This is a genomic window from Sulfitobacter sp. NFXS29 (assembly GCF_040148765.1).
GTDB lineage: Bacteria > Pseudomonadota > Alphaproteobacteria > Rhodobacterales > Rhodobacteraceae > Sulfitobacter.
Genome location: NZ_JAGDED010000002.1, coordinates 226,034 through 250,640 on the forward strand (window position 1 = coordinate 226,034; position 24,607 = coordinate 250,640).

General features: G+C 61.4%; 27 protein-coding genes. 10 read left to right on the forward strand and 17 right to left on the reverse strand.

The features are described 5' to 3' along the window. The first annotated feature begins 143 nt into the window (after positions 1 to 143). The 5 genes from fliF to J3456_RS05985 are packed head-to-tail and all read left to right on the forward strand — an operon-like array spanning position 144 to position 4,846. Complete coding sequence (gene fliF, locus J3456_RS05965) at positions 144 to 1,847, forward strand: flagellar basal-body MS-ring/collar protein FliF (protein WP_349579329.1); 1,704 nt, start codon at positions 144 to 146, stop codon at positions 1,845 to 1,847. Continuing rightward, positions 1,844 to 2,506 (forward strand): FliH/SctL family protein, encoded by a 663-nt coding sequence (locus tag J3456_RS05970; RefSeq protein WP_349579331.1) that lies wholly within the window; start codon positions 1,844 to 1,846, stop codon positions 2,504 to 2,506. The genes fliF and J3456_RS05970 overlap by 4 nt, the downstream gene beginning before the upstream one ends. Beyond that, positions 2,493 to 2,951 carry a FliM/FliN family flagellar motor switch protein gene (locus J3456_RS05975; protein WP_349579332.1) on the forward strand — a complete coding sequence of 153 codons (459 nt, stop codon included), beginning with the start codon at positions 2,493 to 2,495 and terminating at the stop codon, positions 2,949 to 2,951. The genes J3456_RS05970 and J3456_RS05975 overlap by 14 nt, the downstream gene beginning before the upstream one ends. After that, positions 2,938 to 3,774, forward strand: a complete 837-nt coding sequence (gene fliP, locus J3456_RS05980) for a flagellar type III secretion system pore protein FliP (protein ID WP_349579333.1) — start codon at positions 2,938 to 2,940, stop codon at positions 3,772 to 3,774. The genes J3456_RS05975 and fliP overlap by 14 nt, the downstream gene beginning before the upstream one ends. Positions 3,775 to 3,796: 22 nt before the next feature. Then, positions 3,797 to 4,846 carry a flagellar motor switch protein FliG gene (locus J3456_RS05985; RefSeq protein WP_259947975.1) on the forward strand — a complete coding sequence of 350 codons (1,050 nt, stop codon included), beginning with the start codon at positions 3,797 to 3,799 and terminating at the stop codon, positions 4,844 to 4,846. 6 nt (positions 4,847 to 4,852) lie between these two features. Here J3456_RS05985 and J3456_RS05990 read toward each other — a convergent pair whose 3' ends face one another. The 11 genes from J3456_RS05990 to J3456_RS06040 form a co-directional block, all read right to left on the reverse strand. Next, positions 4,853 to 5,686, reverse strand: coding sequence for a DUF1217 domain-containing protein (locus J3456_RS05990; protein WP_349579334.1), 834 nt, complete (start codon positions 5,684 to 5,686; stop codon positions 4,853 to 4,855). Further along, the gene (locus J3456_RS05995; RefSeq protein WP_349579335.1) at positions 5,683 to 6,108 is read right to left on the reverse strand and encodes a flagellar biosynthesis repressor FlbT; all 426 of its coding nucleotides are present in this window, start codon (positions 6,106 to 6,108) and stop codon (positions 5,683 to 5,685) included. The genes J3456_RS05990 and J3456_RS05995 overlap by 4 nt, the downstream gene beginning before the upstream one ends. A 1-nt stretch (position 6,109) precedes the next feature. Continuing rightward, a complete protein-coding gene (gene flaF / locus J3456_RS06000) occupies positions 6,110 to 6,514 on the reverse strand; it encodes a flagellar biosynthesis regulator FlaF (protein WP_349579336.1) in 405 nt (134 codons plus the stop codon). A gap of 105 nt (positions 6,515 to 6,619) precedes the next feature. Further along, the gene (locus J3456_RS06005) at positions 6,620 to 7,495 is read right to left on the reverse strand and encodes a flagellin N-terminal helical domain-containing protein (protein ID WP_349579337.1); all 876 of its coding nucleotides are present in this window, start codon (positions 7,493 to 7,495) and stop codon (positions 6,620 to 6,622) included. A gap of 107 nt (positions 7,496 to 7,602) precedes the next feature. Next, the gene (locus J3456_RS06010) at positions 7,603 to 7,980 is read right to left on the reverse strand and encodes a hypothetical protein (RefSeq protein WP_209217508.1); all 378 of its coding nucleotides are present in this window, start codon (positions 7,978 to 7,980) and stop codon (positions 7,603 to 7,605) included. Beyond that, complete coding sequence (locus tag J3456_RS06015) at positions 7,977 to 8,279, reverse strand: rod-binding protein (protein ID WP_349579338.1); 303 nt, start codon at positions 8,277 to 8,279, stop codon at positions 7,977 to 7,979. Before J3456_RS06015 ends, J3456_RS06010 begins: the two co-directional genes overlap by 4 nt. A gap of 9 nt (positions 8,280 to 8,288) precedes the next feature. Beyond that, positions 8,289 to 9,389, reverse strand: a complete 1,101-nt coding sequence (locus J3456_RS06020; RefSeq protein ID WP_260011716.1) for a flagellar basal body P-ring protein FlgI — start codon at positions 9,387 to 9,389, stop codon at positions 8,289 to 8,291. A gap of 15 nt (positions 9,390 to 9,404) precedes the next feature. Continuing rightward, positions 9,405 to 10,466 carry a flagellin gene (locus tag J3456_RS06025; protein ID WP_349579339.1) on the reverse strand — a complete coding sequence of 354 codons (1,062 nt, stop codon included), beginning with the start codon at positions 10,464 to 10,466 and terminating at the stop codon, positions 9,405 to 9,407. Positions 10,467 to 10,473: 7 nt separating this feature from the next. Continuing rightward, positions 10,474 to 11,889 (reverse strand): flagellar hook-associated protein FlgK, encoded by a 1,416-nt coding sequence (gene flgK / locus J3456_RS06030; RefSeq protein WP_349579340.1) that lies wholly within the window; start codon positions 11,887 to 11,889, stop codon positions 10,474 to 10,476. Positions 11,890 to 11,901: 12 nt separating this feature from the next. Beyond that, the gene (locus J3456_RS06035) at positions 11,902 to 13,170 is read right to left on the reverse strand and encodes a flagellar hook protein FlgE (RefSeq protein ID WP_349579341.1); all 1,269 of its coding nucleotides are present in this window, start codon (positions 13,168 to 13,170) and stop codon (positions 11,902 to 11,904) included. 98 nt (positions 13,171 to 13,268) lie between these two features. Beyond that, positions 13,269 to 15,035 (reverse strand): hypothetical protein, encoded by a 1,767-nt coding sequence (locus J3456_RS06040; protein ID WP_349579342.1) that lies wholly within the window; start codon positions 15,033 to 15,035, stop codon positions 13,269 to 13,271. A 99-nt stretch (positions 15,036 to 15,134) separates the two neighbouring features. Here J3456_RS06040 and flgF point away from each other — a divergent pair, with 99 nt between their 5' ends. The 5 genes from flgF (at position 15,135) to J3456_RS06065 (ending at position 18,773) form a co-directional block, all read left to right on the forward strand. Then, positions 15,135 to 15,878 carry a flagellar basal-body rod protein FlgF gene (gene flgF, locus J3456_RS06045; protein ID WP_259947964.1) on the forward strand — a complete coding sequence of 248 codons (744 nt, stop codon included), beginning with the start codon at positions 15,135 to 15,137 and terminating at the stop codon, positions 15,876 to 15,878. A 33-nt stretch (positions 15,879 to 15,911) separates the two neighbouring features. Continuing rightward, positions 15,912 to 16,697 carry a flagellar basal-body rod protein FlgG gene (gene flgG, locus J3456_RS06050; RefSeq protein ID WP_067938908.1) on the forward strand — a complete coding sequence of 262 codons (786 nt, stop codon included), beginning with the start codon at positions 15,912 to 15,914 and terminating at the stop codon, positions 16,695 to 16,697. Beyond that, positions 16,697 to 17,356 carry a flagellar basal body P-ring formation chaperone FlgA gene (gene flgA, locus J3456_RS06055; RefSeq protein ID WP_349579343.1) on the forward strand — a complete coding sequence of 220 codons (660 nt, stop codon included), beginning with the start codon at positions 16,697 to 16,699 and terminating at the stop codon, positions 17,354 to 17,356. Before flgG ends, flgA begins: the two co-directional genes overlap by 1 nt. Beyond that, on the forward strand, positions 17,353 to 18,123 hold the full coding sequence (locus J3456_RS06060; protein ID WP_120350413.1) for a flagellar basal body L-ring protein FlgH: 771 nt from the start codon (positions 17,353 to 17,355) through the stop codon (positions 18,121 to 18,123). The genes flgA and J3456_RS06060 overlap by 4 nt, the downstream gene beginning before the upstream one ends. An 80-nt stretch (positions 18,124 to 18,203) precedes the next feature. Beyond that, positions 18,204 to 18,773 (forward strand): hypothetical protein, encoded by a 570-nt coding sequence (locus J3456_RS06065; protein WP_349579344.1) that lies wholly within the window; start codon positions 18,204 to 18,206, stop codon positions 18,771 to 18,773. A gap of 19 nt (positions 18,774 to 18,792) precedes the next feature. Here the strand turns inward: J3456_RS06065 and J3456_RS06070 are convergent, their stop codons facing one another. The 6 genes from J3456_RS06070 to J3456_RS06095 form a co-directional block, all read right to left on the reverse strand. Next, the gene (locus J3456_RS06070) at positions 18,793 to 19,461 is read right to left on the reverse strand and encodes a flagellar hook assembly protein FlgD (protein WP_067629244.1); all 669 of its coding nucleotides are present in this window, start codon (positions 19,459 to 19,461) and stop codon (positions 18,793 to 18,795) included. Between the two features lie 11 nt (positions 19,462 to 19,472). Beyond that, the gene (locus tag J3456_RS06075; RefSeq protein WP_349579345.1) at positions 19,473 to 20,828 is read right to left on the reverse strand and encodes a flagellar hook-length control protein FliK; all 1,356 of its coding nucleotides are present in this window, start codon (positions 20,826 to 20,828) and stop codon (positions 19,473 to 19,475) included. A 53-nt stretch (positions 20,829 to 20,881) separates the two neighbouring features. Beyond that, a complete protein-coding gene (locus J3456_RS06080) occupies positions 20,882 to 21,514 on the reverse strand; it encodes a hypothetical protein (RefSeq protein ID WP_067938894.1) in 633 nt (210 codons plus the stop codon). 275 nt (positions 21,515 to 21,789) lie between these two features. Continuing rightward, complete coding sequence (locus J3456_RS06085) at positions 21,790 to 22,719, reverse strand: flagellar motor protein MotB (protein ID WP_269343590.1); 930 nt, start codon at positions 22,717 to 22,719, stop codon at positions 21,790 to 21,792. A gap of 42 nt (positions 22,720 to 22,761) precedes the next feature. Beyond that, positions 22,762 to 23,229, reverse strand: a complete 468-nt coding sequence (locus J3456_RS06090; RefSeq protein ID WP_120350411.1) for a Ros/MucR family transcriptional regulator — start codon at positions 23,227 to 23,229, stop codon at positions 22,762 to 22,764. Positions 23,230 to 23,415: 186 nt separating this feature from the next. Beyond that, positions 23,416 to 24,516, reverse strand: coding sequence for a hypothetical protein (locus tag J3456_RS06095; RefSeq protein ID WP_349579346.1), 1,101 nt, complete (start codon positions 24,514 to 24,516; stop codon positions 23,416 to 23,418). Positions 24,517 to 24,607 lie beyond the last annotated feature (91 nt).

Below are 24,607 nucleotides of genomic sequence, written 5' to 3' on the forward strand. Positions count from 1 at the left end.
GCAAGAACAAATACATCCCCAAACAAGCTTTATTGCAACAGAAACCTGTTTATTTTTCGGTTCTCACAAGTATAAATCGATATATGCTTGCATAGTGGCGACCGAGCGGGGAATGCTCGGACTATCCAATCGAGTGAGGGCCCGTGAATCAAATCGTTGAAAACCTTAAGGATTTAGGTCCAAAGCGGCTGGCTCTTCTGGGCGGCATCGGTCTGGCGATCACCGCGGCCATCTTTATCGGCGCGCGGACCATCCTCGCCCCTACCTATGTTCCGGTTTACAGCCAGCTTAGCCCCGGCACCGCGTCGCAGATGATGCAGACGCTGGAACAGGCGGGGCTGACGGTCGATCTGTCGCGCAATGGCGATACCATTTCGGTGGCCGAGACCGATATCGCCCGCGCCCGCATGGCGCTAGCCGATGCGGGGCTGCCGGGCGAAGGTGTCCCGGGTTGGGAGATTTTCGACAATATGTCCGGCATGGGGATGAACTCCTTCATGCAAAAGGTGAACCGGCTGCGCGCGCTGGAAGGCGAGCTGGCCCGGTCGATCCAAACCATCAGCGGCATCAAGGCCGCGCGGGTGCACTTGGTTCTGCCCGAACGCGCCGCCTTCTCCCGCAGCCGGGCCGAGGCCAGCGGCTCGGTCATCGTGCGCTCGCAGGCCAATGCCAGCATGACCCGCAGCCAAGCGCAGGCGATCCAGGCTCTGGTGGCCTCTGCCGTGGCGGATTTGGAAGCGCAGAACGTGACCGTCCTGTCGGCCTCCGGTGAGACGATCTTGGCCAAGGACGAGGGCGGCAGCTCTGACTTCTCGCTCCAAGGTCAGCGCAACATGATCGAAGAGCAACTGGCGCAAAAGGTTGAATCGATCCTCAACGCCCGCGTCGGGCCGGGCAATGCCCGCGTGCGGGTCAGTGTCGATCTGACGACCGAGCGTGAGGTGCGTGTGTCCCGCACGTTTGATCCCGCCCAGCAGGTTGCCCGGTCGATCGAGACCCGCGTGCGCAACTCCAATGAGACCGACCCGGCGACGGGCACAGTCGATGTGGCCAATAACATCCCCGATGAGCTGCGCGACGATGCAGGCGGCGGCGCGGGGCAGTCCACCCGCTCCGAGAACGACGAGATCATCAACTACGAGATCGGTTCGGTCCAAAGCGAAATGGTGCGCGAGCCGGGCGATATCGAGCGTATCTCGGTCGCGGTGCTGGTGAACGGCAGCTATGGCACCCTACCCGACGGGTCAGAGGGTTATATCGAGCGCAGCGATGAAGAAATGCAGCGCCTGAGCCAATTGGTCAGCACGGCCATCGGTTTTGATCAGGCCCGCGGCGATCAGGTGCAGGTCGATAGCCTTCAGTTCCTTGATTTCGATTCAGAGTTCAGCAGCCCCGCAGGCCGTGGCTTGGGCGCGGTGCTGGCCGATAACGCCATGACCATCCTGCGCTCGCTCTTTGCCTTGGCGCTGGTGGCGATCATCATGGTGCTGGGCGCGCGCCCGCTGCGCATGGTGCTGGATGCCACCCTGCCCCAGCCCGCGCTGGCCGGTGCTGGCGCCGACGCGGGCCTTCTAGACGGCCCTGAGCAGGATAACGCGCCAAAAGCGCTAACCGGCGGCACCCAGAACGAGACCCCGCCAAACCGCCTGCCCACCCCGGCGGGCGGCCAGACCGGTGCCGTGCTTGGCCCAATGGACGAGATGCCCCGCGACATGGTGCAACTTGCTTCGGTCGAGGGCGCGGTGCAACACAGCCAATTGCGCGCCGTGGCCGAACTGGCCGAAGACAACACCGAAGACGCCCTGCGGGTTCTGGGCCAATGGCTGTCGGAAGGGGATGATCTGTGATTACGACCCTCAAGCTGCAGAACTTCGACGAGGACGGCAAAAGCAAGCCGCAGGATCCGGCGCTGCCCACGCCCGAAGAAATCGAAGCGAAGATCAGAAAGGCCCATAAGCAAGGCCATATCGAAGGCTATTTGGCCGGGGCCGACGCGGGCCGGGCCGAGATGCACCAGACCATGCAGGCCGAACATGCCGTGATGGCCGAAAAGCTGGCGCAGGAACTGGCGCGGCTGTCGCAGGCGATGCAGGCCCATCAAGAGGCGCTGATGGCGCAGATCGTGGGCTTTACCTTGCAAACCTGCGAGATCGTCTTGCCCGAGGTGATCGAACGCCTATCAACCGCGCGGGTGAAAAAGACCGTGACCCAATCGCTGAAAATGGCCATCGGGTCGAGCCAGATCAAAGTGCGCCTGTCGCCCGCCACGCTTGACCAGATTGGCCCTGAGCTGCGCCAGCGCGCTGTGTACTACAAATGCGACGGCGTGCTGGACCTGCGCGCCGATGCCGACCTGCCCGATGGGGATGCCCGGATGGAATGGGATCACGGCAGCCTTGATTACGGGTTCAAAAAGATTTGCGACCGCCTGCTCGCCGAATTGCGCGACACCCATGCGCGGGCGCTGAAAGCACAAAAGGAGAAGGACGGAAATGGACAAGCCTGACCTGCAATCGCCCACAGACGACAACAACGCCGCGAAAGGCACCGCGCCTGACGCCACGCCCGGCGCGCAAGAACAGCCGCGCGCTGACGCCTTTGGCAATACCGCCAGCACCGGCAGCGATGACGCGGGCGTCTTCCCGCAACTCGACACCGAAGACTCGCGCAACGCCCTTGCCCCCCGCCCCGAGGCCGGTGGCGCTGGCATCAACGCCATGTTGAACGTCGGCCTAGATGTGCAGATCGTGCTGGGCCAAGCCCGCATGCCGATCTCGCGCCTGCTGGAACTCACCCGAGGCTCCATCGTAGAGCTGAACCGCAAAATCGGCGCGCCGGTCGACCTCATGGTCTCTGACCGTCTGGTGGCACGCGGCGATCTTGTGAAGGTCGGCGAAGACCGGCTTGGCGTGTCCCTGACCCAGATCGTCAAGGACTATGTCCCTGACTGACCTCCCCTCTCTGCGCGCCTATGCGCCAGGCCGCATGGGCCTTGCCCTGCTGGTGCTTCTCGCCAGCGGCGGCATGGCCATGGCCCAAGACGGAGGGTTTCTCTCCACGCTGTCGGATGTGATTGGCGACACCGCGCCCGGCAGTGACGAAAACGCCAATCTGTCGGGCCGGATCGTTCAGTTCATCGCGCTGGTCACCGTGCTGAGCATCGCGCCGGGGCTCTTGGTGGTGATGACTAGCTTCACGCGCTTTGTCATCGTCCTGTCGATGCTGCGCTCGGCCCTTGGCCTGAACCAGACCCCGCCCAATATCGTGCTGACCTCGCTGGCGCTGTTCATGACCTTCTTCGTCATGCAGCCAGTGTTCGAGGACGCCTATGAGGCCGGGGTCGAGCCGCTTTTGGAAAACGCCATTGGCGAAGAACAGGCGCTGGAGCGGATCGCCACGCCCTTCAAAAACTTCATGTACGTCAACACCCGCCCCGAGGATTACGCCCTGTTCCTGCGCATCGCCCCGGCGGATGAAGAGGCCGAAGAGACCCCCCTGCCCGCCTCGGCGGAAGAGGCCACCTTTCGCCATCTCGTTCCGGCCTTCATGATCTCGGAACTGCGCCGCGCCTTTACCATCGGCTTTCTGATCTACCTGCCCTTCGTCGCCATCGACCTCATCATCGCCTCGGTCTTGATGAGTGCGGGCATGATGATGCTGCCCCCGGTATTGATCTCCCTGCCGTTCAAGGTGATCTTCTTTGTGCTGATCGACGGTTGGTACATGCTGGCAGGATCGCTGATCGAAAGCTATGTGCCGCTTGCCGGTGGCTGACCTGCACTGAAAGGATTTATCTATGTCGACCAATGCCCTTTCCAAAACCCGCAGAAAGCCCATCACGGTGGAGGATCTGAACGGCCCCACCAAGGCGGCCATCACCTTTTTGTGCCTCGGAGAGCAGACCGGATCGGAACTCATGCAAAAGCTCGGCACTGCCGAGATCGAGCGCATCACCAGCGCCATGAGCCGCCTTGGCCCGATCCCCGCAGAGGTGGTGGAACATGTGCTCAAGGAGTTCACGCAAAAGGTGGTCAGCGGCACAGGATCGGTCGTAGGGTCGCTGTCGACGGCAGAGTCCATGCTGCGCAAGTTCATGCCCGAAGAACAGGTGTCCAGCATCATGGCCGGGCTCAAGGACAGCGAACGCGAGAACGCCATGTGGCGCGGCTTTGGCGCGCTGGATGAGACGGTGATCGCCAACTATCTCAAGGGCGAGCACGACCAGACCGCGGCGGCGATCCTTAACAACGTCGACACCAGCGTGGCCGCCAAAGTGCTGCCGCTGCTCGGCCCTGAGCGGATGCAAGACATCGCCGAACGCATGATCGCGATGGAGGCCGTGCCGCTGCACATGATGCAGCAGATCGAAGAGACGTTGAAACAAGACATTCTGTCGAACGCGATGCACACCAATTCGGTAGAGACGCATCAGCGCATGGCGGATTTATTCAACCAGTTGGATGTGCAGGCCTTCGAAGAGCTTTCCGGCGCGCTGGATTCGCGCATCCCCGACGCCTTCCAAGCCATCAAACAGCGTATGTTCGTCTTTGACGATCTGTTTAAACTGCCGATGCAGGACTTGGCGCAGGTCATGCGCGGGCTGGATGGGGCCACCCTGCCCATGGCGATGCGCGGGGCCAAGAAAGAGCAGCGCGATCACCTGATGGAATGCCTGCCGCAACGCTCGCGTCAGATGCTGATGGACGAGATGGCCGCCACCGGTCCGGTCCGGGGCCGCGACGTGCGCGCCGCACAGGCCGCCATGGTGGAATATGCCAAGACCCTCGCCGACGAGGGCGTGATCGAACTGCCCTCGGCAGCCGATGACGACGAATTCATCGAATAAAGAGGGTCAACGGTAGGCGCTCGACGCGCTGTAGCCGCCGGTGATCGTGGGGATGTCGATGGTGATGGCCGTAAAGGTGCTGCCCTGACCGATAGAGACGGCCCCCTGCATCAGTGAAAGCACGGTGTTCGACGACGACGAGACGCCCTCTACCGCATCGTAAATCGCCGAGAACCGCGAGACGAGTTTGTCGACCTCGGCGGGGTCTTTCAGCTTTTCGATGTCGAACTTCTGCTCGAAAAGCGCGATCTGGCGGTCGAGATCGACTTGGATAGCCTCGTCCGGCACGCCAAGCGCACGGCGCATGAATTTGCCGAGGTCTTCGTCTTTCAACACGTCGAGCCAAGTGTCGATTTCCGACGCTTTGGATTTAAACTCCAAGGCGATCCGCGCGCCTTCGTTGTCCTCTCCGGCCGCATTCAACACAAAGCGTTCCTTGAAACGGTCGATCATCTCCGCTTGCCAGTCGACTTTATCGAGGTTCTCGCTGCTCCCCCCTCCGGGCGTGAACCCCAAGGTCAGATACATGTCGCGAATCTTGGGATCGCTCAGGCGGTTCACCAGCGCGGAACTGTCGGTGATATCGCTTTCCAGCGTCTTGCGGATCATAGCCTTGCCAAAAATCTGGTCTTCGAGGTCAAAGGCCCGCATGACGAAAGTATAGACTTCTGTATCGGCAATCAGTTCCTGCGGGGAAGAGATACTGCCGATACGTTCTTCAAAGGCCGCGATCTGCCGGGCGTTCAGGGCATTGCTGGCGGCAAGGTCGAGCTGTTTGTCGCGCGTTGCGTCAAACAGCTTAACCGCCACCTGCGTGCCCATGCCGCCCAGCGAAATCATGCGTGCGCGGCCTCATGGCTCGGTGCCGGCGGTGCCGGGCGGAGCTGCATCAGCTCAGTCTCGTATTTGAGCACCGCGCGCAATTCGCTCATGGCCTTGTAGAAGTCGGCCATGGAGACGAAGTTCGCCGCTTCCATGATCCGGCTGCGCATCTCAGCGCCAAAGCAACAGGCGAGATCGGCCAAGCCTTGTTGGATCATTGGCAAGATCTGATCGCGGGTGTCGGGGCGGATCAGCGCCGTTTGCACCAAGAAATAGACCTTGGAAACAGGCGTGGATTCCGCGTCCGGCTTCAACAGATCGGATTCGCGCACAATGTCGGCGCGGTTTTCGACCGTCAGCGCCTGACGGCGGTCGCCGTTGCGGATGACACAGCCGTTCACGACAACGCGTTCACGCGGGCGGAGGGTAAGTTTCAGCATCTCACACCTCCTGCATCTGCGGCGCGGCCTGACCGGCCAAACCTGCGGCAATGTTGCCGTTGATCTCAATAAGACCCGCCAAGCGGCCTTCGCCTGCCATCAGCGCAGTGCTGTGACGGTCCACCCAAAGCGCGATGGAGATCAGCGACGCCTTTAGCCCGTCGGGCATCTTGTTTTCCGGCTCGGACAGGTCAAAGCGCAGGGCCGACCAGAACCGTTGATTTTCGTAAATCGCGTCGCGCAGACCAGAAGCGAGGATGTTCAATCGCTCACTCTTGCTCTCTGTCGCATCAAAGCCTTGGCCTTTGTCGGCAAGGTCATGTGTGACGCGGCTTAGAATGCGGCGCTCGATCTGCCGCGGGGTTTCGCTTTCGCGAATTGTTCGTTTGTATGCTGCCAGCCCCATAGGAATTCTTCCTTGTTTTTATAGTTTGCTGCCTGCCAACCGCAAATTCTGACGCGGTTGGACCGGGGCCAAAGCACTAGGCCTTGGCCCCGAAAACCCTAATCCTTAACGGAACAGGCTCAGAATGTTCTGCGGTGCCTGGTTGGCGATCGACAGGGACTGCGATGCCAGCTGCTGCTGAACCTGAAGCGCCTGAAGACGGGCGGCTTCTTCTTCCATGTTCGCGTCAACCATCGCGCCAACACCGGAGTCGAGGTTGTCGGTCAGTTTGGTCAGGAATTCTTGCTGGTTTTCGATCGCCTTCTCACCAATGCCTAGATCGGTCGAAGCTTTAGTAATCACTTCCAGAAAGCTTTGGGCAGCGTCAAGAGATGCGTCCAACTCAGCTGCCGTTGAAGTGTTGCTAATCAAAATGTTAGAAAAAGAGCTGTTATCCCCTGCGTTCGCAACGGCAGGATTCCCCACCTGGGTGTCGAAATCGCTCAGTGTCACGCTGATTGTCGTTGGCGTCAACGTAGCGTCAGCTGCGCGAGATACACCGGAAACAAACGAAATCGAAGTATCACCGCCTAAGCCGCTAATAAGATTTTCGCCATTGAAGCCAGACTGGTCTAGCGCCGTTTTCATTTGCGAAGATAGAGCAGTAAGTTCTTTCTGCACGCTCTCTTGGTCTACACCTTCGTTTTGCGCGAAAGCGAGACGTTCGACAAACTGCTGAGCCAAATCCTGTACGGTTTCCGCACCAAGACGGGCAGTCGAAACCGAGTTCTTCGCTAAGGTCAGGCTCTCGTTCACGGCTTTGTTCATGCCGCTCTCGCCCTTCATGGTTTCGGAAATCGCGAAATAAGCCGCGTTGTCCTTACCGGAAGTAACTTTAAGGCCGGTCGAGATACGGTCCTGAGTTTGGTTCAGGCCATTATTCACGCTCCGCAGAGTCGACAGAGCGTTCATTGCTGAGTTGTTTGTGTTGATCGAAGACATATTCTTATTCCAGACTATTCTAGTTCGTTATGTCGTCTTTCTGACAACTGCGGGGCGAACCCGCTTGATTACGTTTTTACGCGAAAAACTGGCAACATTGAGGCAAATCAGAAACTTTTGTCCACGGTTGTCATCAGTGTTGCGCGGTTGTCACGTTTCGCACCGCTTCGGCCGTAAATGCCTGCAATGCTGTGCTTTTCCCGGATTTGGGAAACCTGTGAGATCATCTCTGACGTGGCTTGGCGGGCCAGTTGCAGGTGGTGATGATCGCGCGCGATCAGATCTTTCAAATCGCGCAATTTATCTTTGCTAACCGCCTCGGGATCGTGGCTCAGTTGCTCTTCCAAGACGGCGGTGAGTCGGGCTTTTTCGCTGGCAAATTCGACCAGCTGGTTGAACGCCCCGCCCTCGACCGCGGCGATTTCGCGGCGCAGCAGGTTGCCCAATGCGTCAACGGCGGCCAGTGCTTTGCGCGGATCGCTCATCGGTTGGCCCCCGTTTGATAGCGCTGCATGGCGGTCTCGATACTGCGGGCAATTCCGGTGCTGTTCTGCTCGGCGATGCTTTCGCCGATCGCGTTGGACAAAAAGCTGCGCCATGTCTCTTCGGCATGGCCGCCGCCAAAGCTTCCGATGTCCACGGTCGAGAGCATTTCATCGACCATTTGTCCGAGGAACATCGCCTCGAACTCCTGCGCTTTTTCGGCGGTGACGGCATCGGCCTGGGTCACTGCGGGCTTGGCTGCCGAGGTCGGCGCGGGGATTGGGAGAGATGCGAATTCCATGACCTGCCCCTAGATGATCTCAAGGTCAGCGTGCAGAGCGCCCGCCGCCTTGATGGCTTGAAGGATTGAAATCGTCTCGGTCGCGCCGACGCCAATGGCGTTCAGCCCGTCGACCAGCCGTTGCAGGCTGACCGACCCGTCGATGACGGCGAATTTCGCGTCTTTCTCTTCCACGCCGACCGAAGAGTTCGGCACCACCACGGTGGTCCCGCCAATCGACAGCGATTCAGGCTGGCTGACGTTGAAATCATCGCGGACGGTGACGGTCAGCCCACCTTGGCTGACCGCGACGCGGTCGATGCGGACATTCGCGCCGATGACAATGGTGCCAGAGCGTGCGTCGATCACCACTTTGGCGACTTGATCGGGCTGCACTTGCAGCGGCTCGATCAGGGCCATCGTCTCCATCAACGATCCCTTGCCATAGGCCGACACGGTGATGGTGCGCGAATCGATGGCGGTGGCGACCGGGCCCATGGCTTGGTTGATGGCCGCCTCGACCCGCTGCGCGGTGACGAAATCTGCGTTGCGCAGCGCCAGCTTGATGCTGGTCATCTCGCTGAAGTCAAAATCAACCTCACGCTCAACAATGGCGCCGTTGTCGATCCGCGCGCCGGTTGGCACGCCTTCGACGATGGAGGCATTGAGGCCTTGGGCCGCGAAACCCGCGACCGCAATCGGGCCTTGGGCCACGGCGTAAATCTCACCATCGGCGGCGGTCAGCGGCGTGACGATCAAAGTGCCGCCGCGCAGCGAAGACGCATCGCCCAAGGAGGACACAACCACATCAATGGTGCTGCCCATCCGCGCGAAAGGCGGCAGGGACGCGGTGACCATGACCGCGGCAGTATTCGCCGTGCGCATCTGGTCTTCGGTCAGGTTGCCGATGCCGAGCCGTTCCAACATGCCTTCGATGGCGCGTTCGGTGAAGGGCGCATTGCGCAGGCTGTCGCCCGTACCGTTGAGGCCCACGACCAGACCGTAGCCCACCAATTGGTTCGACCGCACGCCTTCGACGGTGACGATATCCTTGATCCGCACCTGTGCAGCCGCCGGCGCGGCAAGCGCGAAGGTGAGGCCGATCAGCAGGAGTTTAAACAGGGCGTTCATGGGCGGCGGTTCCGGTTAAAGGTAGTTCAAAAAGGACAGGCGCGAGAGGCGCGCGGTGACGGCAAAGCTGGAGTCGAGTTGGTTTTGCAATTGGGTCAGACGGGTGGCTGCGTCATATTGATCGACGCCTTCGAGGTTCATCACCTCGGCGTCGAGAAACAGCGCCCGGCTTTCCTGAGCCGAGATCGTATCGGCCAGTTGCGCCCGCTTCAGGCCGGTCTGGGTTTCCAGATCCGTCAGCCCTTCGAGCCCCGCGCCGATGGCGCTGCGGGCCTCGGTTAGCCACGCATCGCGGGCGGCCGCATCGGGAATATCGCTGGGGTTTACCGCGCTTAGCATGGCCAGACCGCGCATGAGATCGCGGATCGCCGGGTCATTGGCCTGCGCGCCTTGGGTTAGCGTCTGGGTCTCAGAGGTGCGCGAGGTCAGCGGCGGATTGCCCGTTGGCGCGCCGTTGTAGAATGTGTTCTCGAAATTATGGTTTGGGAACATTGAACTATCGCCAAACCCCGCCTTCAGATCGTCGATGGCGCGCTGCACGTCGGCCATGTCCGTTAGGGGGCCGCCGATCATATGATCCACTGCGATGGCCGGGGATTCCCCCGTGCGCGGGTTGATCTCATCCCATGCCTGCAGCGGGTTGGTGTCGCTTCGGGTGCCGGACATCAGGAAACCGGAGCTGTCGCTGACCGCTGCACGTTCCAACACTTGGTCAAGCGCCGTACGCGCCGCCTGCGACAGATAGGTCGCCGAAAGCCCGCCCGCGTTGTCGGTGGTGAAGGCTTGCTCAAGCACACTTTGACCGACATCGCGCATCGCGCCGAGCGAGGTTTCCACGGCGAGAAAGCGGCGATCCAAAAGCGTATTGGAGGTCAGGAAACCATCGTTGCGGGTGATCTGCATCCGGATCGCGATGGCATCGGCCGAACGGTGGCCCAGATCGTCGTAGGGGTTGGCCTTCAGTCCGGACGTCACCTCTTTTGACACGTCCGAAATTTCGGCGGCGAGGCGGCTGGTCTGCTCGCGCTGGCGCAGGCTTTGCAGGGCGGTGGAGACGGTGCGGGAAATCTCGGTCATTCTATCCTCACACGCTGGCCAAAAGGGTATCGAGCATGTCGCTCAGGCTGCTGAGCACCTGCGAATTGGCGCCGTAGGCCTGTTCGATTTCCAAGAGCTTTTGCAATTCGGTGTCGACGTTGACGCCTTCAATGCTGCTCCGGTTGTCCTCAAAGGTGATAAGCCGCACGCGAGCCGTCTCGGCCTGCGCGTCGGCGCTGACCCGCAGGACGTTCTGCTGGCTGACCAGATCAGCGGCAAAATCCCCCAGACGCGCATTGGTGCTAAGGCCGGTCGCCGCGTCGAAGGTCATGCCCGTTTCAAGGACATCGACGAAGGCGTTCAATTGCGTGGTGTCGCCCGGCTCTCCGGGGGCTGGGGCCCCGACGCCATCGCGCAGACGCCACAGCGCGCCGCCCTTGTCGGGCTGAACGCTGTTGTTGACCGAAAGCCGCCCGGCCAGCCCATCCAATTGCGCCGGGTCAAATGCGCCACCCGCGTCAGTGAACAGCCCCGGCTGCCCGGCCCCGACAGAGGCATCGGCGGCCTCGAAACTCTGCACCAAACCGCGGGCGAGTTCATCCAGCTGCAGTTTCATCTGCGGCAGGTCATTGGCGATCAACCCGCTCAGCCCCGCAAGGCGGCCGCTGTCGGATCCGCGCGCGGTGGTGCTGTTTGGCGTGATGTCGATGTCCCCGGCCATCAGCCGCCCGGTGTCGCGGTTGGCGCTCAGCGTGACGGCGGTCTCTCCATGGACCAGTTCCGTGCCGCCGGTGGTGTGCAGCGTCAGCGTTCCATCCGCTTCCCAACGGCTTTGGAAATCCATCTGCGTGCCCAAAGCATCGAGGCGGCGGTTCATCTCATCCATCAGCCCGCTGGTACCGGTGGGATCGGACCCGGCAAGCGCCAGACGTTCGTTCAGTTCGGCAATATCCGACAGCGCTGCGTTCACCTCGCCCACGCTTGACACAAGGCTATCGCCAGCCTGTCCGCGGCTGGCATCAAGCTCGATGGCGGCCTTGTTAATGCTGTGCACCAAGGTCTCGGTCCGCGACAGCAGGTCGTTCTGCGCCGCAGGATCGGAGGGGTTGTTCGCCAAAAGGTCGAGACCGGCCTGAAACTCCGCCAGACGGGCGGCGGGGGAAACCTCATCGCCCGGCTCGCCCAAAGTGATCAGGTAACTGCCGAGAATCTCGTTTGTGGCAGAGGCTTGACCCAGTTCAGCCGAAGCATTCCGCGACAAGCCTGCAAGGCGTTCATCCACCTGCCGCGCGATGCGCAGCTCAACCGTTCCGCTTTGACCGTTGGTGGAGACCTGCGCCGCTTCACGGCGGGCGTAACCTTCGGTTTGCGCATTGGCGATATTGCCCGCAACAAGGTTGGCGCGACCCTCTGTCGTGCTCAGCCCGCTGCGGGCAATGCTAAAGGCGGATGAGATGCTCATTCATGCACCGGGTTAGCGTTTGATACTTAGCGTTTCACTCAGCATTTCGTCGCTGGTGGTGATGATCTTGGCGCTTGAGGAATAGGCCCGCTGCGTTTGGATCAGGTCGGTAAGCTCTTGGGCGATATCCACGTTGGAGCCTTCCAGCGCGCCGCTGTTGATGCTGCCCAGACCGTTCAGCATCGGATTGCCGATGCTCACCGCGCCGGAATCGCGGGTGGCAACATAGGCGTTGCCATCGACCGAGCGCATCTGGTCGGGGTTGGCAACATTGGCAAGCGGCACTTGGAACAGCGCGCGGCGCTGGCCATTGTCAAAGACCCCGTAAAGGATGCCACTATCGCTCATCTCGGCCCGCTCAAGGCTGCCGGTCTCGGTGCCGTCATCCGCAAAAGCCGGAGGCGTGTAATCGCCCGAGAACTGGGTCATCCCCTCAAAGGTGCCGGGCGCGCCGAAGTCGATCTCAAGCGGCTGTGGGGTGCCGCCGTTGTTGATCTGCAGGGTCACAACGCCGGTTGCGGGGTCAATCGGCAGGGTGCCGGGCGTGTAGCTGTCGGGGGTGCCCGCGTTGACGCCGCTGTCGGTGAAATTCACCGTTGCATTGCCATAGTCGTTGCCCGCCTCATCGCTGATGTTGACGGTCCATTCATTGGCCGTGGCGCCGGGGGTCCAAGACAGGTTCAGCGCGTCGCTGCCGCCCAGTTGGTTGACATAGCGCAGGGTGGATTCAAAGGCCGTGCCCGTGGTGCCGGCGCCGGTCTCTTGCGCAGGCACATTGCCCGATACGCCGACGCGGGTGCTGGGCGTGCCTTGAACCTGATAGCTCGCCACATTCACAGTGCTGAGGTCATTGTAGCTGGTGCTGCTGACGCTTCCGGTGGCCCCGGCTGCATCGGTGGGAAAGCCCGACAGGAAATAACCCGCCGAATTGCGCAGGTTGCCGTCCTGATCCGGGGTAAAGGATCCCGCACGGGTCATGTAGTAATTGGACTCGACAGGATCATTAGGGTTGCGCGACACGACGAAAAAGCCATCGCCCTGCACGGCCAGGTCTGTTGAGCGACCGGTGCCCATGATGTTGCCATTGGCCGAGATATCGGCCCGCACATCCGTCAGCACCCCCGCCTGCGTCGACCCGGTGTTCTGCGTCACGAATTCCGAGAAGGTCCGCCGATAACCGACCGTATTGGCGTTGGCGATATTGCTAGAGATATTCTGGACGCGGGAGGAGTTGGCCTGCAACCCGCTGACCCCGATCTGAAGGGCGCTTGTAATGCTCATGACTTGATCCTGCTCGTTCTTGTTATTCTTGGGTTATACATGACAAAGCCGATTCTTCATGACCAAAGCAAGAATAAAATTTGCGTTTGATATTTATGTCACTGACTTTCCTTGACATCCGTCACTTTGGTCACGGCATCAAGGATACGGTCCGCGCTTTCCATACTCAGCCGCATCACGTCTGATCCCCGCGGCCCCTCCCCTCGGGGCTGTGCGCCGAGCCCGGTGGCGAGGTCTGCCCAGCCGGGCAGTTCGGCAAGCGCGGGAAAGGCCGCGGCGGCTCGTGCGACGGTCTCACTATCGCCCGCCTGATAGGCAGCAAGGGTCAGGCGCGTGGCATCGGCAAAGGCGAACTGCGGGGGATGGGCCTCCCACATTTCAAGAAAAGCTTGCCGGGCCGCGCCCCATTTGCCGGTCTCGTATAGAGCCACCGCACGGCTGCGGCGCAGATCCATGTCTTGGGCGCGCAGCCGCAGGGCCGCCAACTCATCCGAGCGGCCCGCCTGCGCCAAGGCTTCAACCAAAAGGGCTTCGGCCTCGGCCCCCTGATCGTCGGCATAGCCGCTCAGTAAATCTACGGCCGCATCTGCCTGCCCGCCCGCCAAAAGCGCACGGGCCTCGCCGCGGCGCAGATCAGCCAAAAGGGCTGCATCGGGGGCATTCGTCCCGACCCCTTCCAGAGCCTCCACCATTTCAAGCAGCGCGCGATACTCGCGCGCAGCAAGGGCGGTCATCCCGGTGCCCAGCAGGCGCTGCGGCACAGCCACGGCATGCCCCACAAAAGCCGGATCAAAGCGCCAGCGGGCGCTGATACGGGCGTGCCCCTCAAGGAACGGTCCCAGATCGAGTTCACCTGCGGCGCCTGCCGCGTAGAATGCCCCATAGATATCCCGCGCCTGCGCGCGCAGCGCCTCGGCCTCATCATCAGGGGTGCTCCGCAGCAAATTATGCAAGGCCCAAAGGGCGGTATCGGTATCGCCCTGCTCTGTCGCGACCTCTGCCAGCAGCACCGCGCCTTCGCGGCCAAGGTCATCCCCGCTCCACATCCAGCGCGCGGTTTTGAGCAGCGACAGCGCATCTTTCCCCGGCAAGGTCTCGGTCTCTCGCCCCATCCGAACCAGCGCGAGCCGCGCCCGTTGCGCATAGAGATCGCGGCCCTGCGCGGCTTGGACATAGCCCTCAAAGGCCATCAAAAGATCGCCCGACACTTCTGACGCGCGGGCCAGCAGGTAGCGATAGGCGGGGCCATCGCGCAATTCGACATGTTTGGGGAACTGCGCGGCCAATGCCTGCGCCACTTCCCAATTCTCGGCCTCCAAAGCCGCCTCAAGCAGGTCCGGCAGGACCGCGGCTTGGATCGCGGGTGACAGGGCGCCGAGGCTCTCCAACGTGCGCGGGATCAAACGCGCCGCCTCCTCCGCCGCCCCCAGCCGGGCAAAGGCCGCTGCCCGCAGGGCCTGCCCCTCGCTCCACCCGACGGACCAAGACACCGCCTGCCCCAAATCTCCGCCCGCGCCCGCGTCCTCTTCCAACAAAGCAAGGGCGAGGTTCAATGTTCGATGCCGCCGCGCTGCGTCACCTTTGAGGGCCTCGGCGTCGAGCGCCGCCAAAAAGCCTGCCGCCTCAGGGCGCATCATCCATGCAAGGTGCAATTCCGAAAGGTCCAGCAGCGCCGCGGCCCGCTGGGGGGCATCCGGATCGGTTGCGGCGAAAAGCTGCATCATCAGCGTCTCACGGGCGGCAAGGAAATCCTCTTGCCCCTGTTCCACCAAGGACAGAGGCGCAAAGATAGCACCTTCCTCCGCCGCCACAGGCGCGGCCAAGATCAAAGAGAGACCAAAGACAATGTTGTGCAGATGCTTCATTTCATGAATAGATGCACTTTATTCTTGTAAAGATCCATTCTTTATTTCACACTGACCTTCAATAAAGTCACGCCATCCTTGCCCAACCTGAGGCCCGCCATGACGGAAACCAGCCATATCAGCATGTCGCTGGCGACTTCCCTTCAGCGCCAACTCGACATCACCGCCAACAATATCGCCAACGCCAGCACCGCAGGCTACAAGGGCGAGCATGTGGTTTTTGAGGCCCTGCTGCAGGACAACACAGCACTTGGCGACGATCAGGCGGCATTCGTCAGCGACACAGGCTCTTACATCGACACCCGCCCCGGCGCGCTGTCGCAGACCGGCAACCCGCTGGATGTGGCGCTGCATGGTGAGGGGTGGTTCAGCTATCAAACCGCCGACGGGCAGCAGGCCTTTGGCCGCGATGGCAGCTTTGTCCTCGACCCTGAGGGCAATCTGACCCTGTTGTCGGGGGCCAAAGTACTCGACGCGGGCGGTGCGCCGATCCAACTGCCCCCCGCGGGCATAGGCGACATCAACATTTCCGAAGACGGCACGATTTCGGGCAGTGAGACCGGCCCGCTGGGCCGTATCGGCGTTTTTAATATCCCTGAAATCCAAAGCTACAAGCGTCTTGGCGGCGGCATGCTGGTCGCGCCCGAGGGCGCTGCCAATCCCGCCGTGGCCGAAGCTGTGCAGGTGCGCCAAGGCACGCTGGAGCTTAGCAACGTCAATCCGGTGCGCGAGATGACCCGGCTGATCGACGTGCAGCGCGCTTATGAGCGCACGAATACCATGATGGGCAATGCGGACGACCTGCGCCGCGACTCGCTCAAACGGATCGCGCAGGCGGTCTGACCCCGACATCCGTGAAACGGAAGGAACGAGACAATGAAGGCACTTAGCATCGCCGCAACCGGCATGATGGCGCAGCAGACCAATGTCGATGTGATCTCGAACAACATCGCCAACGCGAACACCACCGGGTTTAAAGCCAGCCGCGCCGCCTTTCAGGATCTGATCTATCAATCCATGCAGCGCGAGGGCGCTGTCACTTCCGAGGCCGGATCGACCCGCCCCGTGGGTATCGACATCGGCATGGGCGTGCAGACCGCGGGCACCGTGAGGTTGAATACCCAAGGCGGCATGGTTGCCACCGAGAACCAGCTTAACGTCGCTATCGACGGGCGTGGGTATTTCTCGGTCACGCTGCCCGATGGCGGCACCGCCTATACCCGCGACGGGTCGTTCCAACTCTCCCCTGAGGGCGAGATCGTCACGATGCAGGGCTACCGTGTCGAGCCGGGCATGGTCGTGCCCGAGAACACCACAGCGGTCGAGATCAACGAACAGGGCGTCGTCATGGCCTATGTCGAAAACGATCCCGTGCCGGTGGAACTGGGCCAGTTCAGCCTGACCACCTTTGTCAACGAGCCGGGGATGCGCCCGGTGGGCAACAACTTCCTGCTGGCGACCGAAGCCTCCGGCGAAGCGCAGGTGGTGAACCCCGGTGATCCGGGCGCGGGGATGATCCGTCAGGGCTATCTTGAGGCGTCCAACGTGAATGTCATCCAACAGATCACCGATCTGATCTCGGCGCAGCGCGCCTATGAGATGAACTCCAAGTCAATCGAGACCGCAGACCAGATGCTCTCGGCTGCGAACCAAATCCGCTAATGAAACGGCTCGCCGCCCTCTTCCTTGGCCTGATGGTGCTGACGGGCCCTGCCCTGTCGGCCCCCATCGGCGTGTTGGTCGAGGAACGCGCGCGCACCGATTACGCCGACAGCTTGCCGCAAGACGGCGAGTTCGAGATCACCGTCAAGGACGCCCCAGCTGACGCCGTGTTGACGCTGGCAGAGTTCTGGATGGACCCGCGCAGCGGCAAGTTTCTGGCAAATGCGGTCCTTGAGACGGGCGAGGTGCAGCGCATCGGCGGCTATGCCCTTGTGACCATGCCGGTCCCTGTCCCGCTCACGCGCCTGCTGCCCGATGACATCATCATGGAAGACGACCTGACCGTCATGCGCCTGCCCGTGGGCCGCATCGGCACCTATGTGATGACGGATATGGAAGAGGTCATCGGCAAACAGGTCCGCCGCGTGCTGACGCCGGGCCGCCCGATCCAGATCCAGTCCATCATCCAGCCGCTGGTCATCAACCGGGGCGAACGGGTGGATATTTATTTCAGCGACGGGCTTCTGGCCCTCTCCTCTCCGGGGCGCGCGCTTGATGATGCGCATGAGGGGCAGGAAATCCGTATCGTGAACCTTGTCAGCAACAAAACGGTCACCGGCATCGCCACCGGCGAAGGGACCGTGGAGATCATTCGATGACCACCGCTTTCGCGCGCCCCTCTGTCTTGATGTTGGGCGCGGCCCTTGCCCTGACCGCCTGCGATACCGCAGATCACTTCGACCGCGATCCGCAGCCCTCGCCGATCGTGGTGGATGGGCAAACCATCCCTGAAGTGGCCCGCGTTCAGGTGCCGATGCCCGCCGTCGCGATGGAGCCGCCACGTCGCGGCAGTGCCAAAGCCTCGCTCTTCTCGGCCCGCAGCGAAGCGCTGTTTGCGGACCAGCGCGCCGATGATATCGGTGATATCGTCACGGTCGTGATCTCAATCGACGACCGCGCGCAATTGCGCAACTCAACCGACCGCGAGCGCGAAGGCGCAAGCTCCATCGGTTTCCCGACATTCTTTGGCTATGGCGCGAAAATTGCCGCAATTTTGCCCGGAATCAGCGCAGCCGACCTGCCGAGTGGCGATGTCGTCGAGATCGGCTCGGCCTCCGAAGCAAGCGGCTCTGGTGCCATTTCGCGCAACGAACAGATCGAGCTTAAAGTGGCCGCCTTGGTCATCGACAAATTGCCCAACGGCACGCTTGTGGTCGCGGGACGCCAAGAAATCATGGTGAATCAAGAGCTGCGTGAGCTGCGCATGGCTGGGATCGTGCGCCCTGCCGACATCCGCGATGACAACACCATCTCTTATGACAAGATCGCCGAGGCCCGCATCGCCTATGGCGGTCGTGGCACGCTTTCGCGCGCCCAAGAGCGCAGTTACGGCGAAGATGCGATGGATGTGATCCTGCCCTATTAATTCGCGACTTGGTCACAAAGTGAGACCATTGCCGTCGCAATCGACCGTTAAACCTGACGAAAGCTCAGGAAAGGTCGAACATGAAAAAGGCAGCAATCGCATTCGTAGCACTCCCCTTGCTTTGCATGGGTGCAGGCTATGGCGCCGGTCTGGCCCTTGGCCCTGCCCCAGCCGAAGCGGCGGGAACAGAGAGTGATGAAAACGCCCCCCACGGCGCGGATGAAGCGGTAAAAGACGCAGGCCATACCCCCGAGAAAGACGCCCATGGCGAGGCATCCGCCAAGGATGAGGCCCAAGCGCCGATGGACAGCTATGAACTGGCCAAAGACCGCACCGTGGTGCGGCTTGGTCAGATGACGATCCCGGTGGAGAAGACCAACAGCGTCTCTTATATCGTGGCGGATTTCGCGCTGAAGATGGGAACGCTGGAATTGGCCGAACGCTACCGCCGGGTCGAAGATGCGACGCGGATGCGCGATTCCCTTTTGCAGGCGATGAACCTCGCCGCCGAAAGCGCTGTGCTGCGCGGGGTGGCGATTGACAGCGAAGCCCTCTCGCGGTTGCTGCGCGATCTTATCAGCAAAGAGCATAAGGGCGTCGACGATGTGATGTTCGTATCGCTCTACAAACAGGATGTGGCGCGGCTCTGACCCGCGCCGCGCCGAAGGTTTACAGAACCGAACGCACCACGTTTGACAGCACGGATTCCCCGTTATCCAACTCCAACTCCGGCCCCAAGGCAGTGAAGTTCACCCGCGTCACCTCGGACCGGGTCAACGGGGTCACCCCCACGTCATTGCCCGCGGCATCCGTCGCCGTGATCTCAACCCGGAAGGTATCGGGTGGCACCGGCAGGCCCACTGAATCGAGGCGGTTCCAATCCACGTCGATCACCTCCCCCTCTGCGGTAGAGGGGCCGGGCATCTCGCGGATCAGGCTGCCGTCTTGGGAATAGATGCGGACGGTCACATCCTCCGCCCCGGCATTGAGCTGATAGCTCAGCGGGAATTCATCCTCGGTCATGCGAACTTGTGTCGAGGGGACCAGCACGTCGCGCCCGATCAATTGCAGGTCCGACATCGCGCCGACAGTGGAAAGCATCGTGCTGATCTGCTCAAGGCTCGCGTTGGTCGCGATGCTCTGCTCGACTTGAGTCAATTGCGCCAATTGCGAAACGAATTGCGTCGAATCCACCGGGTTCAGCGGGTCTTGGTTTGAGATCTGCGCCGTCAGCAGAGTGAGAAAGCTGTTGTAGCTCTCCTGAAGCTCTGCCGAAGAGGTCGCCGCCGCCGAGGTGTTGGCGGTGCTCAGGGTGCTTGCTGTGGTCGCGTCAATCATGGTCTCGCCTTTCAGGTGAGGATATCCAACTGCCCGGCACTCAAGTTAGAGCTGGGGGTTTGCGCCAAGGGCTGGGCGTCAGTGCCCGGCGCATCATCGGCCTGCGCTGCTCTTTGGGTGAACTCTGGCCCATGCTGCTGCCCGCCGTTGCGGCCCCGGTCGTCGAAGGTCTGGAAATCAAGGTCGGCGTTATCGGCGCTGATGCCGCGCGACTGCAGCGCATCCAGCAGGTGTTCGCGGTCTTGGCGCAGCATGTTTAGCACCGAAGCGCTTTCAGCGGTCATGGCGATCTGCATCCGGCCCGTCTCGCTGCGGACGACTTCGATCTCGATCTCGCCCATGCCGTAGGGCGAGAGCGAGAAGCGCAGCTTGTTGTCTGCGGTGTCGAGGCCGCGGATCTGCTGGCTGACATGCTGGCGCAGTTGCTCATCTGGCGCGGCGGCGGGGTTCGGCGCGGGCGCGGGTGTCGGCTGCGGCGGGCTGAGGCGTAGTCCCTCGCTCTGGGGGGCCTGCGGTGCGGTCAAAGCGGCGACTTCGCGCAGCGCGGCCTCGGCTGCCGGAGCATTCGCGCCGGGCTGGGGTGCCTTGGCGGCATCGACAGCGGCACTGAACCGGTCGGTGGCGGCGGTGATGCGGGGGTCTGCGGCTTCTGCGCTCAAGTCCACCTGCGGGATGGGACTTGTACTGGCTTCGGCGGGCGCGGCAGAGGCGGCGGGCGCAGCGACGACCCTTTCTGTAGTCGCATCGGGCGTCAACCGCAGGACCGGCGTGTCGCCCGAGGTTACCGGCTTGGCGGCGACTTGACCAACGATCCCATCGATTTGCAAAGCCGGCGCGGCCCCTTCGGCCAGCCCTAAGACCGGCCCCTTGACGATGGCGACCCGTCCGACGACCGGCACCACCGCTGACGCGATGCTAAGCTGGCTGGTCGGCGTCGGGATGCGCAGGGCACGGCCAAGTTTCTCTTCCAGCGCGGCCTCAAGGCTGGGGTCGTCAATTTGGGCCACCGCTTCCAACGCGCCGACACTGCCGGGCGGCGCCGCGCCCAGGGCTTCGGCAAATGCGGCGAGTGCGGCCTTTGGGGTGATCGGGTGGTTGGCCTCCTCCAGCGCCGCGATGGTGTGATCCATCAGGGCCATCAGCCCCTCTGCCGTCTCAAGGTCAATCCCCTCAGGCAGCGCATCATCGGCGGCGTCTGTTTCCGGCAAGGGGCTTTCCATGCCCTGAACCTGCGGCTCTGGCGCGGCCTCCTGCCCCGTCATGCCCTGCATCAGGGCGGCAAAGCCTTCGGCCGCCCCATTTGGGGACGGCTGCCCGAGACCTGGGACACTCGGCACCGCTGGTGCTGCCTGAAGCTGAGCAATCATTTGACGTCCTCCAACTTAGGCTTCCACAAGGAAATCCGAAGGCCCTTTTGGGATCAGGAGATCCGCACGTTTCCGCGCTGATCTTCGAAGGCGCGGCGCGCGCTGCGGCCTTCAACAAGGGCTTTCAACCGCAAAGTCCACTGATTGAGGGTCACGGGTGTCTCCGTGCCGGTCAGGGCCCGCAACGAAATCTGTGCGCTCTCGGCGGGCTGTGCTGCAAAGACCGAGTGACTGTCAACCGGACGGCCCCAGTACTGCCCCAGAACCGCGCTCAGCCCCATGCGGAAAGCCGCAGGCTCAAGCCCCAGCTTGAGCAGCTCATCCGCCTCTGCCGCGTGATGATATGCCTGACCCAATGCGTGCAGAACGCTGTCTTCGTCCATCATCGGGAACAGTCCACGCCCGATGATCCCGATCAAGACTTCGCCCACCAGCGCACCGGCAGCTTGGGAGATATTGGTGAAATTGTCGCTTTTGCGAATGACGACGAGCGAGCCATAAGGCACATCGGCGTCGAGTTCTTCGGCAAGGATATCGCCAAGGCAGATACCCGGGATCGGTTCGATGCAATCTGGCATTGCGACCGGGTGACCGGCCCAATCCTGCATCTCGAAGACCGAAGCTTGAACCGGAATAAGCGCCCGGATCAGCATGTTGAAATGACGGCCATCGGCCGATGAATCCATGTGGCAGGCACCCTTCCAGATGCCACCTATAAGTGAGTTTACCTGCATTTCCGCCTCGTTCAGGACATTCTGTCCATGGTTTATCCGGGCGTTTTTTTAAAGTTTTTTAGGTGCCCGGTGCTCGTTTATTGCTTTAGGTCTAGATCGCAAGACCTTGACCGTCAACAATTTTTCAAGACCGGATATTATTTTTGGGAATCAGCGGCAGGGATGTCGCACTTTTGCCGAGGCTTGAATTACGCACAACCGGGCCGATAGAGCCTTGAAAATAAGGGCTACTCGGCCTGGTACACCAAGCGAATCGAGATGCGGCGATTTTCCGAGGCCAAGGGATCGATCGTGTTGATCGGTTGCGTGTCGGCCACACCGGAAACCCGCATGAACCGCGCCCCAGCGATCCCCGCAGCCATCAGCGTGCGGCGCGTGGCATTGGCACGATCTGCCGACAATTCCCAGTTCGTGTAGCCGTTGTTCGCGCCAAAGGCGGCGGCATCGGTATGGCCCACAATCTCGACCGGCTGGTTCTGATCGGCGATCACATCACCGATGGCCAGCAGCAATTCACGGGTCTTGGGGGTCACATCAGCACTGCCGCGCGCAAAGAGCGACCGTTCGTCCTGATCCAACACCTGAACCGTCAGCGCCCCGTTTGATTTCTCCAACCGGACATTGCGCGCCAGATCATTCAGCGTGCTGTCCGATGTGATCCGCTCGGCGATATCTTCGGCCATCCGGTCAATCTCGGACTGGCGGCGCTCGGATTCCTCAATCGCGGCCAATGTAGCGGGATCGGCGGCTGCCGCAGGCTCGGGCGCTTCGGCATATTCCACGACCACTGCCGCCGGTTTGTCGCGCAGGCGGCTGTCGAAGACCATCATCGGGTTGTCCCGGCCAAAGGTCGGCTTTTGCACATTGCCGGTGTTGTCGACCGCGCCGGTCATCACCCCGGCTGCCATCAGCGGACGCAGGTCCGCCGCCGCATCCGAGGAGGAGCCCCCATCCGACACCGTCGGCGTAAAGTAATTGGCCAGACCGCGCAGCTTTTCCTCATCCGAGGCGGCGAGGATCCACAACAGCAGGAAAAACGCCATCATCGCGGTCATGAAGTCCGCATAGGCCACCTTCCAACCGCCGCCGTGGTGGGCATGGCCGCCCTCCGCGTCGTAGCGCTTGATGATGATCATCGCGTTCTTTTTGTCAGCCATCACACGGCCTCCCGACTACGCAAGATCGGGCCCGGGGCCAGATCAGGAAAGCTCTGCGTTGTTGTCCGACTTGTCACGGCTGTATTTGCCCAACCCGGCGCGTTTGGCGTATTCGGCTTTGCGCTTGGAGTAGCTCGGCGCGACCAGCGGCGCGTCGGCGGGCAGGCTGAACATCACGCGGTATTCCGCTTCGGTCAGCCCATGTTCGGCCCCGAGGTGACGCTTGAGCATTTTGAACCCCTTGCCGCAGCACAGGCAAAAGATCGTGTCATCGGTCATCGGCTGCTCACCCGGCGCGGCAGTCATGCCTTGGGCCTTGGGCGCGATGGGCGCGACGGCGGCGGGGATATTGGCCAATGCGGTGGCAGGGGCGTCGGCTGGGGTGGCGCGCAGACGCTCGACCAAGGTCAAGATATCGTCGATCGTCACGTCGCTGCGGCTGGCGAAACCCGAAACGATGGTCGCAATCGCGGTATCGCTTAGATTCTGCTTGGGGGGTACATTAGGCATGAAGCAACTTCCTTGTTAAGTTAATCTTGCCTTCTGCAAGGTTCGCAAAGCGTTCAAGAAGCGCTTCGCAAGGGACGCAGCAAAGATAAATAATTCTTTGCCGTTTATTCTTATCACGATTCGAATTGTATTTGGAACCCGCGCAAGCATTGGCAAGCACTTTTCCGCCATATCGTGCAGAATGCATCACGGCTCCATCTGCGCGACGGTATTGAAAATCGCGCTTTTCGGGGCCGGATCGGGGGCCACGTCATTCCCCGTCGTCTGCGCGATGATCGTGCTGAACAGACCGGTCACCCCCAGCCCTGCCACCGCGATCAACGGGATATGCAGGGACTTCCACAGGCTCTTGCGCGGTGCGGGCGGCTGCGGTGTCAACGTCGCGGGGTCGAGCAACTCAGGCTCGGGTGCCGGGGGCACGTCAATGGGTGCGCCGAATTCGACAAAGATACCCCGGGGCATGACCGCGACCTTCACTTCGCGCCGCTCACAACTGTCGCTGAACCCGGCGGGGAAAAGCTCGGCCGGGATGTCGATCACCATGTTATCCTTGGGCCGCCACTCCGCCGCGAGCGTGTCACGGGGGATGTAGACTGATGCAAAATCGTCACGGAACGCAATGTCACGCACCAAGGTCGGCACCATGGGCAGCGGCTTTTCCGGGCTGGCCGCGATTCGCATCCGCCCCCCGGCGAGCCACATTTCAAGGCGCACATAGAAACACTCACCCGGCTGCACCTCGGCGGAGGGCATATAACCTTCGGGCGGGCCCGTGCGCAGCTTGCGGCGCTTGCGGGTGCCGATGGGAAAGATCTTGTTGGTGCTGACGCGCTGGAACTGCTCCAACTCAGGGCGCTGGCGCATCAACTCGTCGAAATCCAAGCCCTCTTCGCGGGCGAAGTTGTAGTTGATCAGGTAATCCGCCGCCGTTTCTTCCAGTGTTTTGCTTTCCTGAATCGCCTTCAACAGCGCGTTTTCCTCAGAAAACAACAACCTGCGGCAGGGATGCCCCTCAACTTCGGGGCTGACGGCAAAGCTGCCCACGGGACGATCAAGGATATCCGCAACCCGGTCAAAGACCGCGTGCTCTTCGTCATTGTGAAAGACCACGAACTCACAAAGCCCGCCCGCATCCATGCAAAGCAGCAGCCGCATCTCCTCGGGCCAGCCCTGCACGAGCACCGAAAGCTCGGAGGGGTCGACGAAATAGGCGAAGGCGTCGGGCTCTTGCAGAGCGTCGACATCATTCCTCAACTCTTCTTTGACCGAAAAACCACTATTCATCATAGAAACCCAAGTTCTTTCCTAGATAATACTTGTATAGACCCATTCACTCAAGGATAAAGTAAGAATAGTTTCTTTTTGGAGGCGTGTGCAG